The organism is Isoptericola croceus (assembly GCF_029382255.1).
In the GTDB taxonomy this organism is placed as follows: Bacteria; Actinomycetota; Actinomycetes; order Actinomycetales; family Cellulomonadaceae; genus Isoptericola; species Isoptericola croceus.
This window is the reverse complement of sequence record NZ_JARLLG010000345.1, coordinates 1-267: the sequence shown is the minus strand read 5'-3', so window position 1 is coordinate 267 and position 267 is coordinate 1. Positions and strand designations below refer to the sequence as shown.

Annotated in this window: 1 pseudogene; it reads left to right on the top strand. The window is 56.2% G+C overall.

The annotated features are described in order from the left end of the window. Positions 1 to 267: pseudogene (fliI, locus tag PZC42_RS21570) on the top strand (flagellum-specific ATP synthase FliI); the annotation flags it as partial.

Genomic DNA, 267 nt, shown 5'->3' with positions numbered 1-267 from the left:
GTATGCGCTCCGCCGAACTGAGCCATCAGCTAGCGAGCCATTTCCGCGACCAAGGTAAAAACGTATTACTGCTGATGGACAGCCTGACGCGTTATGCCCAAGCGCAGCGGGAAATCGGTTTATCGCTGGGCGAGCCGCCTGCCACCACAGGTTATCCGCCATCGGTATTTAGCAAGTTAACCAGCTTGGTAGAAAGTTCCGGTAACAGCGCGCACAGCCGCGGCACTATGACCGCCATTTACACCGTCTTGGCCGAAGGTGATGACT